The sequence below is a fragment of the Photobacterium sanguinicancri genome, from assembly GCF_002265265.1.
Lineage (GTDB): Bacteria > Pseudomonadota > Gammaproteobacteria > Enterobacterales > Vibrionaceae > Photobacterium > Photobacterium sanguinicancri.
In genome coordinates this window covers 1-9,530 of the sequence record NZ_NOIF01000191.1, presented here as the reverse complement: position 1 = coordinate 9,530, position 9,530 = coordinate 1, and the positions used below count along the sequence as shown (strand labels likewise).

Genomic DNA, 9,530 nt, shown 5'->3' with positions numbered 1-9,530 from the left:
CTGTTATATTTTTACGTAATTGAGACAAATCGAATTAAGTCTTTCTATCTATGTGGCTCTCAACCAGATGGCGTAGCAACGACTTAAACCGATTTGTTTTAATTTACACTATTTAAATTTGGAGAAATGCTATGCGCCATCCTGTAGTTATGGGTAACTGGAAGCTAAACGGTAGCAAGGAAATGGTCTCTGACCTTCTTAAAGGCCTTAACGCTGAATTAGAAGGTGTTGAAGGTGTTGACGTAGCCGTTGCTCCACCAGCGCTATACATCGACCTTGCAGAGCGTGAAATCGCTGCAGGCGGTAACAAGATCATTCTTGGTGCACAGAATACAGATCTAAACAATAGCGGTGCTTTCACTGGTGATATGTCTCCAGCGATGCTGAAAGACTTTGGTGCAAGCCACATCATCATCGGTCACTCTGAGCGTCGTGAATACCACGCTGAATCAGACGAGTTCGTTGCTAAGAAATTCGCTTTCCTAAAAGAAAATGGCCTAACACCAGTTCTTTGTATTGGTGAGTCTGATGCACAAAACGAAGCTGGCGAAACGATGGCTGTATGTGCTCGTCAAATCGACGCAGTAATCAATACGCTAGGTGTTGACGCTCTTAACGGCGCTATCATCGCATACGAACCAATCTGGGCTATCGGTACTGGTAAAGCAGCAACAGCTGAAGATGCACAACGCATCCACGCACAAATTCGTGCTCACATCGCAGAGAAATCTGAAGATGTTGCGAAAAAAGTTGTTATCCAATACGGCGGTTCTGTTAAACCAGAAAACGCAGCAGCATACTTCGCACAACCAGACATCGATGGTGCGCTAGTTGGCGGTGCAGCACTTGACGCGAAAGGCTTTGCAGCTATCGCTAAAGCAGCAGCTGAAGCAAAAGCATAATCTCGTATAACCACAGATTAGCTTAATGAAAGGTCACTTCGGTGGCCTTTTTTGTGCCTGCTATTTCTCTTTATGTCAGCATGTTCACTAACTTACAGCCACAAAAAAGCCGACGCTAAGGCCGGCTTTCATTTCAACACGCAGCTCAATAAATAGAAGCCTACGTGATCTCTCTTCGCAATTTAGAACAATTTGTCTGCCACTGCGTAAAGATCAGTACGTACTGGACGCTTCATGTTTTCAATTGCATCGATGATGTCGTGGTGAACCATTTTTTCATTTTGGATACCCACACAACGACCACCTTCGCCTTGAAGCAGCAAATCAACCGAGAAAGCACCCATGCGTGACGCTAGGATACGGTCGAATGCTGTAGGCTGACCACCACGTTGAATATGACCAAGAACGGTTGCGCGTGTTTCACGGCCAGTCTGATCTTCAATGTATTTGGCCAGTTCGTTGGCATCTGTCATCAGTTCTGTCAGTGCAACGATAGCGTGCTTTTTACCTTTTGCGATGCCTTCATTGATTTTAGCAATCAAAGCTTCTTTATCTAGGCCTGTTTCAGGTGTAATGATGTACTCACAACCACCCGCAATTGCAGACATTAGGGTTAAATCACCACAGTGACGACCCATTACTTCAACGATAGAAATACGCTGGTGAGAAGACGATGTATCACGTAAACGGTCAATCGCATCAATAACAGTGTTAAGTGCTGTTAAGTAGCCGATGGTGTAATCAGTGCCTGCCACGTCGTTATCGATCGTGCCCGGAATACCGATACATGGGTAGCCCATTTCAGTTAGCTTCTTCGCACCCATGTACGAACCATCACCACCGATAACAACCAATGCATCGATACCGTGTAGCTTCAAGTTCTCAATCGCTTGTTCACGTACTTTCACATCTTTGAACTCAGGGAATCGCGCTGAGCCTAAGAATGTACCGCCTTTGTTGATCACATCTGACACGCTAGTACGTGTTAGTTGCTCGATACGGTTCTGGTGAAGGCCTTGGTAGCCGTCGTAAATACCGTATACTTCTAGGCCTTCCGATAGCGCTGCACGAACAACACCGCGAACCGCTGCATTCATACCAGGTGCGTCACCACCACTGGTCAAAACACCAATCTTCTTAATCATGGTTACCCTCTGACTTTGGGAATTGAAAAATCAAATCCAGACACGAGTTACCGAGGTTCCCCCTCTCGGCACCATAAGGAAAACCCTATGCTCGCGAAAACTGTAACTTTCCTACTAATGTAGGAGTATTACAATCTTGATAAAAAAATTCGTTGATTCACATCACGATCGCTTGTGACTTCACATTATTCAACATACCGTACACAAGCCGTAATGTGCAGGTTCATCGCGTAAGCTAAGCCGCACAACAGCGATACTCAGTACACCATGAACACGTAGAATCTGTTTGTAGCAGTCATTGCTACCCTATCAGTGCAAATTTTGGGTGATAACCGTGGGCTAAGGTGAATTGTCGTCCATGATAATCACTGCAAGTTATGAACTGCAAAATGGTGTAAGGCTATCCTACACGGTAGTTAACTCTTGTAGTTTAGCAATCAATGATTTGCTTAGTCGGGAGTATAGCTGTTTTGCGACGAAAATTAATAACAAAAATGTTTTGATATGTTGAATAAATGAAAAAGCCGTAGCGATAACTACGGCTTTTATAACGAATTTATAGTGACTTCAATCAATTCACTTTTGCATCTCGGCGAGCATCACATTTCGCCATACGCTCACTTTGTAATTCTTGCAGCTTGGTCTTTTGCTCTGCGGTTAAAATATTCAGCATGTCATGACGATTTTTTAGCATTGCAACACGGTGATCAAGTTGCTGCTCTGACATTTGTTGCGCTAGCTGACGCACTTCAGCTTCATTAAAGCTATCTGCGAGTAGTAGTTGCTGCATTTGCTGGTGCGAGGCTTTACGTGCATCGCGGGTATCAGTATTGGCGTGGCGTTGTTCACGGTGGCTTTCACGCAATGTTTTCATTTGCGTTTTTTGCTCGCTGGTTAAATCCAATTCGCGGAACATTTTTTTACCACCATCCATACCGCAACCACCTTTACCACCGTGATGGCCTTTACCACCACCGTAAGCCATTGCTGATGCAGAACCTAGCGCCAAAGGAAGTACGATTGCCATTACTAAGGTTTTTTTAAAGCTTTTCATTGTATCTCTCCAGATATGCCGTTCTCGGTATGAATTAATAATAACTCGCACAAGGTAAAGCGCTGTCTTGCTAACGTAAAGCTGCGTAAATCAAGATCGCACTACTTGGCTGTTCCTCAAAGTTTAGGGATACTTAGCTCATATACCTTCTATTCATTTCAATAGAAGAGACTCACCGCTCAGCTATCTCGACCTAATCATCGCATCACGCATTAACGCAGAGATAAGCAAGCTTCGAAGCAAAAGGTTAAACAATGGCAAAGATTCTATTAGTTGATGATGATACCGAGTTAACGTCACTGTTAACCGACATTTTAGAAATGGAAGGCTTTGAGGTTTGTGAAGCTAATAATGGCGAAGAGGGGCTGGCGAAAGTTGACGACAGCATCGACCTCATTCTACTTGATGTAATGATGCCAAAGCTCAATGGCACTGAAATGCTACGCCGGTTGCGTGAAAATCACACCACTCCCGTATTAATGCTGACGGCGAAAGGGGAAGAAATAGATCGGGTGATAGGCTTTGAACTGGGTGCCGATGATTATCTGCCTAAACCGTTTAGCGACCGCGAGCTACTCGCTCGTATGCGTGCTATTTTACGCCGCACTCAAACCAGCACCAACCCCGCGCAAGTTCAATCTGATTGCTTACGTAGCCAAGGTATTGAAGTCTACCCAGGTCGCCAAGAAGTTATCTGCCAAGGTCAGTTAATTGAAATGACGGGGACAGAACTGGCATTACTAAGCTACCTAATTCAGCACCCAGGGAAAATCATCGCCAAGGAAGAACTCAGCCTTGAAGTGCTAGGAAAGCGCTTGGCTCCTTTTGATCGTGCTATTGATATGCACGTATCAAACTTACGTAAGAAACTACCTGAACGCGAAGATGGCAAAGCCCGTATCAAAACACTACGTGGTAAAGGGTATTTGTTGGTCGATGATCACTAGCGCGAACTCGCGACTTTGAACAACGCCTCTACGGTCTAAGCCCTTAAATCCACTCAGGGTCAATCATGATAAAAGGTAAGCTTATGCGTCGACCATTATTTTCCAGCTTATACGGCCGGATCTTTGCCGTATTTTGGTTAACGCTATTTTTAGTCGTTATCACCTTAGTGCTATTACCGAACTTAGACCCTCGGGCACAACACACTATTCCAGAGCCGCAGTTATTCAAGCTAAATCAAGTCGCTGCACGCATATCTGACCGCATAAGCACTATGCCTGGAGAGCTCAGCCGCAAGTTGAAACCAATTACTCGCCATGAACGCCACGATGGTTCACGCGTCTATTTCACGACCCTAGAGGGAGAGGTCATTGCGCCCCACGGTCGCAATAAAGCGCTACGAAACTTCGTGACTATCGCGGATAGTCCCGACGCTCCACGACAAAAATTATACGGTCGTTGGATGATGGCTGGTCCTTTTGCCATTAACGATAATGACCAACAAGTCCTAATGTACGTTGGCCGTTTTTGGCGTGAAAAACCGCCCTTCTTTATTCAAATATTGGATAAACCATTTCAGCTGCTATTGCTAACCATGCTGGTGAGTACCCCATTATTATTATGGCTAGCATGGGCCATCAGCCGCCCTGCCCGTCGTTTACAACAAGCCGCCGAGCGTGTCGCGACCGGACAATTCTCGCCAGATCCTAAACTGGAGCAAGGCTCAGTCGAATTTCAGCAAGCAGGCGCCAGTTTTAACCAAATGGTTCAAGCAATTAATCAGATGATTGGTGGTCAACAACGCTTGTTGTCCGACATTTCACATGAGTTACGCTCACCACTCACCCGCTTGCGAATGGCGACCGCACTTGCGAAGCGTAAGCAAGGTGAAAGTAAAGAACTGTCACGCATCGATACCGAAGCAGAGCGCTTAGAGCAGATGATCAGTGAATTACTGGAGCTATCTCGCATGCAGGTTAATAGCCACCAACAGCGTGAAGCTTCGGATGCGCATTCACTATGGTTTGAGATGTTAGAAGATGCCCAGTTTGAAGCAGAGCAATGTCAAAAGGTCCTCAGCTACAATCCGTTACAAGCTTGGCCGATCAGCGGTAATCCCAATTTGTTGATCAGCGCGGTTGAGAATGTAGTCCGTAATGCCATCAAGTATGGTGATGATGTGATTCAGATCCAGATTGAGCCCGTAGGTCGCCAATTACAGATCACTGTTGATGATAACGGCGACGGCGTGCCTGATGATGAGCTGAATGATATTTTCAGGCCATTCTATCGCGTCTCGACCGCCCGCGATCGCAGCAGCGGTGGTACAGGTCTAGGGCTGGCTATCACCGAAAGTGCTATTCGCCAACACAGTGGTACTATTGTCGCAAGCCGCAGCCCACTGGGCGGCTTACGGATGAACATCACCTTACCACTCGATACTTAATACCAGCGCCACCAATGACCTAATCATACTTGCTGATTAATTAATGGCATGGGAAGAATAAGAAATTCGAACAGCAAGGGCGATATTCGTTACAATACAGCCAGTTTATCTTTGCAGACCGAAGTGATTATGTTTGATATTGCGTTATACGAGCCTGAGATTGCCCCAAACACTGGCAACATTATTCGCCTGTGCGCTAACTGTGGTGCCAACTTACACCTAATTGAACCACTTGGGTTTGATTTAGAAGAAAAGAAACTGCGTCGCGCTGGCTTGGACTATCACGATCTTGCCCACGTCCATCGCCACAAAGATTTTGCCGCTTTTATGGAAGCAATTGGTGATCGTCGCATTTTCGCCTGCACCACTAAAACCACTAACTTCCACACCAACGCACAATTTGCACAAGGTGATATCCTGTTGTTTGGCCCTGAAACGCGTGGCCTGCCTGCAGATTTGATTGAAAGCCTGCCGTTAGAGCAACGCTTACGCATTCCAATGCACCCAGACAGCCGTAGTCTGAATTTATCAAACGCTGCCGCTATTATTGGTTATGAAGCGTGGCGCCAGCTCGGTTTTGAAGGCGCGATGTAAGCGACTATCATTAAGCTTAAAATGAAAAAAGCAGCCAATGGCTGCTTTTTTGCTATTTGCATCACGATAGAAAAAACCTTAAATCCCATCACCTTCGATAAAGGTTTGCGAGCTACCGTTGAATTGCTGATCCATATCCATCGCGGGTTTTTCAGTACTTGGTCGACCCACCACTTTCGCAGGTACACCCGCAACGGTCGTATGCGGCGGCACTGGGTTCAATACCACAGAGCAAGAACCTATCTTAGCGCCTTCACCCACTTCAATATTACCCAGAACTTTCGCCCCTGCACCTATCATGACCCCTTCACGGATCTTAGGATGACGATCACCGCCTGCTTTACCAGTACCACCAAGTGTTACGTCTTGCAGGATCGAAACGTCATTTTCAACCACCGCCGTTTCACCAATGACAATTCCGGTCGCATGGTCAAACATGATGCCCTGACCAATCTTGGCGGCAGGGTGAACATCAACCTGACAGCTCACTGAAATTTGGTTTTGTAAATATACCGCTAGCGCAATACGATTTTGTTTCCATAGCCAATTGGCAACACGATAACCTTGTAGCGCATGAAAGCCTTTCAAGTACAGTAAGGGCACAGAATACATGCCCACCGCGGGATCGCGCTCTACTACAGCGCGAATGTCACACGCTGCCGATTCTGTGATCATACAATCTGCGGCATAGGCTTCTTCAATCACTTCACGTACTGCCATCGCAGGCATAGAGGGTGTTGCCAATTTATTTGCGAGAATGTAGCTCAGCGCCGCCCCTAAATTATCGTGTTTGATAATAGTGGCATGGTAAAAACTGGCTAACATTGGTTCTTGCTCTGACTGGTCTCTCGCTTCCTGCTTCACCGATTGCCAAAGACTATATTGTTTACACTCCTTCACATCACCCTCTGCTTTCTCTTTTCGGAAATGAACCATAGACTCAACTCATTTCATTCATTATCTCCCACTGTCAGCAGTAAGATAACGAATGAATTTAGTTACACAATATAGCTATAACTGTAACGCGCTCTCAAAAAAAAACAACGCGAGCCATAAGCTCGCGTTGTTAATATTGCTCGATATACCCGACAAGGCAAATAGTCCGTCGTGTTTTCACTCTGACTATTCGTCTTTTTTCTCGCGAGCGAGTAAATCTTTGGCGGCTTCACGGGCATCTTTACCTTGGTATAACACCTGATAAATTTGCTCAGTGATTGGCATTTCAACCTGATGACGCTCCGCTAATATCCAAACTTCTTTGGTATTACGATAGCCTTCAACCACTTGACCAATCACTTCTTGTGCACCATCGACCGTTTGGCCTTCACCTAAGGCTAAGCCAAAACGACGGTTGCGTGATTGGTTATCAGTACATGTCAGTACTAAATCCCCAAGCCCTGCCATTCCCATAAAGGTTTCAGGCTGAGCACCCAGCGCAGCACCTAAACGGCACATTTCTGCTAAGCCTCGGGTAATCAGTGCTGTACGAGCATTGGCACCAAAGCCAATCCCGTCTGACATGCCCGCACCAATCGCAATGACATTCTTAACGGCACCGCCAAGCTGCATGCCGATAAAATCAGTATTGCTATAAACACGGAATGACTTACTGCAGTGGATCTTTTCTTGCAGATCGCGCACAAACTCAGGGTTTGGCGACGAAACAGCAATCGCAGTTGGCATACCAGCGGCAAGTTCTTTCGCAAACGTAGGGCCAGACAACACTGCCAGTGGCACTTGGTCACCCAAAGCATCTTGCGCGACGTCTTTCAACAAACGTCCCGTTTCTGGCTCAAGGCCTTTGGTTGCCCAGCAAATACGTGAGTCTTCACGTAAATGAGGCTTCACTTGCGTGAGTACATCACCAAAGACATGACTCGGTACGACGACCAATAAGTCACGGCTAGCCGCTACCGCTTGCGCCAGATCTGATGTCAAAATTAAAGACTCAGGAAAAGCAACACCCGGAAGGAAAGCCTCGTTAGCACGATCAATTTCTAACTGAGCGACGTGTTCAGGCTCATGGCCCCATAACACCACATTGGCACCAGAGCGGGCCAAGGCAATCGCGAGTGAGGTACCGTATGAACCGGCACCTAACACTGTCATGCTAACGGTTTGTTTCGCATTCTGATTCATATCGACTTCGCGCGTTGATTAAGCTTCAGCGTTCTCTTGGTTCGCTTCTGCTTGGTTTTGTAGGTAGTTCATGAACAAAGCGTCAAAGTTAACTGGCGCTAGGTTTAGTTGAGGGAACGTACCTTTAACCACTAGGCTTGAAATTGTTTCACGCGCGTATGGGAATAGGATGTTCGGGCAGAATGCACCTAGGCAATGTGCAAGTTGTGGTGCTTCCATACCGTCAACAGAGAAGATACCGCCTTGTTGAACTTCACATAGGAATGCGGTGTCATCTGCATTTTTAACAGTAACAGTTAGGCGAAGAATAACTTCAAATACACCTTCACCTAGCTCACGGCTTTGCGTATCAAGATCCAGTTTAACATCTGGATTCCATTCTTTTTGAAACATGTCTGGCGAGTTAGGCGCTTCAAAAGAAACGTCTTTTAGAAAGATACGTTGAATTTGGAAGTTTTGTTGCGCTTCGTTAGTTGCTGCTTCAGCCATGTTGAGATCCTTTTATTTACCGTGTTCATCATGTGATGAAATAAAATATGTTACCGAGCCGATGTCATATCTACTCGGCAGAAATACCGACAATTGAAACTTACTTCTTACCCTTACTACGGATAAGTGGCAGGTTGCCTTCGTTCCAAGAAATCAAACCATCCTTTAATACGCTCACATTTTCAAAGCCAGCTTTATTAAGTTCATTCGCACTATCTTGCGCGGTTTGACCTGTCTTACATACCACAATGATTGGGGCAGCTTTGTGCTTTTCAAGCTCCGCAAAGTTATGTTCTTTAATTTGGCTCGGCAAAATGTGATGTGCACCCGCAATATGACCCTGACGGTATTCGTCACGAGAACGAATATCTACCACCACACCTTCTTCGCGGTTCATAAGAACAGTCGCTTCTGTTGGAGTGACAACACGGTAACCTGCGGTCTTTTGCTTCACAAACGATGCGATGATCGCGACAACTAGACCAACCCAAGCTAAAGATAAAATAGGGTTACCCGAAAAAAAATCAATGTACTGTTGCATGGCCTTCGCTCTACTCTCGCTTAATCCTTAGCCCCAAATTAGCGCTAAGTTCATATAAAAACGCACATGGATGTTAGGAGGCGGAGAATCACTTTGCTCACTGTTCCCAGTTCACAAGCAATATTCTGCGACAACGTGCATGTCCGTAACAAAGAAACTGAGTATACCCACGTTACCTGCCAAGTACAGCGACAGACGGATAATCCGTGTGATAACTCACTTGCTATTATAAGAGCTAAACTATCGATGAAATAGTAAAAAACAATGGAAAAAG

The 9,530-nt window shown here is 45.8% G+C and carries 10 protein-coding genes; 4 read left to right on the top strand and 6 right to left on the bottom strand.

Annotation, left to right across the window (positions count from 1 at the left end; all coding sequences use genetic code 11):
• The first annotated feature begins 131 nt into the window (after positions 1–131).
• Positions 132–902 (top strand): triose-phosphate isomerase, encoded by a 771-nt coding sequence (gene tpiA / locus ASV53_RS20445; protein WP_094958456.1) that lies wholly within the window; start codon positions 132–134, stop codon positions 900–902.
• Positions 903–1,084: 182 nt separating this feature from the next.
• Here tpiA and pfkA read toward each other — a convergent pair whose 3' ends face one another.
• On the bottom strand, positions 1,085–2,047 hold the full coding sequence (pfkA, locus tag ASV53_RS20440) for a 6-phosphofructokinase (RefSeq protein WP_094958455.1): 963 nt from the start codon (positions 2,045–2,047) through the stop codon (positions 1,085–1,087).
• A 571-nt stretch (positions 2,048–2,618) separates the two neighbouring features.
• Positions 2,619–3,101: a CpxP family protein gene (locus ASV53_RS20435; RefSeq protein WP_062688325.1), complete on the bottom strand. Its 483-nt coding sequence runs from the start codon at positions 3,099–3,101 to the stop codon at positions 2,619–2,621.
• A gap of 254 nt (positions 3,102–3,355) precedes the next feature.
• Between ASV53_RS20435 and ASV53_RS20430 the strand changes: the two genes are divergently transcribed.
• From ASV53_RS20430 to trmL, 3 genes are all read left to right on the top strand, one after another.
• Positions 3,356–4,048, top strand: coding sequence for a response regulator (locus ASV53_RS20430; protein ID WP_062688323.1), 693 nt, complete (start codon positions 3,356–3,358; stop codon positions 4,046–4,048).
• 83 nt (positions 4,049–4,131) lie between these two features.
• Positions 4,132–5,493: an envelope stress sensor histidine kinase CpxA gene (gene cpxA, locus ASV53_RS20425; protein ID WP_094958454.1), complete on the top strand. Its 1,362-nt coding sequence runs from the start codon at positions 4,132–4,134 to the stop codon at positions 5,491–5,493.
• A gap of 129 nt (positions 5,494–5,622) precedes the next feature.
• Positions 5,623–6,087: a tRNA (uridine(34)/cytosine(34)/5-carboxymethylaminomethyluridine(34)-2'-O)-methyltransferase TrmL gene (trmL, locus tag ASV53_RS20420; RefSeq protein WP_062688450.1), complete on the top strand. Its 465-nt coding sequence runs from the start codon at positions 5,623–5,625 to the stop codon at positions 6,085–6,087.
• A gap of 78 nt (positions 6,088–6,165) precedes the next feature.
• Here trmL and cysE read toward each other — a convergent pair whose 3' ends face one another.
• From cysE to ASV53_RS20400, 4 genes are all read right to left on the bottom strand, one after another.
• Entirely contained in the window at positions 6,166–6,987 is an 822-nt protein-coding gene (cysE, locus tag ASV53_RS20415) for a serine O-acetyltransferase (RefSeq protein ID WP_062688448.1), read from the bottom strand.
• A gap of 222 nt (positions 6,988–7,209) precedes the next feature.
• Positions 7,210–8,226: an NAD(P)H-dependent glycerol-3-phosphate dehydrogenase gene (gene gpsA, locus ASV53_RS20410; RefSeq protein ID WP_062688319.1), complete on the bottom strand. Its 1,017-nt coding sequence runs from the start codon at positions 8,224–8,226 to the stop codon at positions 7,210–7,212.
• A gap of 18 nt (positions 8,227–8,244) precedes the next feature.
• Entirely contained in the window at positions 8,245–8,715 is a 471-nt protein-coding gene (gene secB, locus ASV53_RS20405; RefSeq protein ID WP_062688318.1) for a protein-export chaperone SecB, read from the bottom strand.
• 100 nt (positions 8,716–8,815) lie between these two features.
• On the bottom strand, positions 8,816–9,256 hold the full coding sequence (locus tag ASV53_RS20400; RefSeq protein ID WP_062688316.1) for a rhodanese-like domain-containing protein: 441 nt from the start codon (positions 9,254–9,256) through the stop codon (positions 8,816–8,818).
• Between the last annotated feature and the right edge of the window lie 274 nt (positions 9,257–9,530).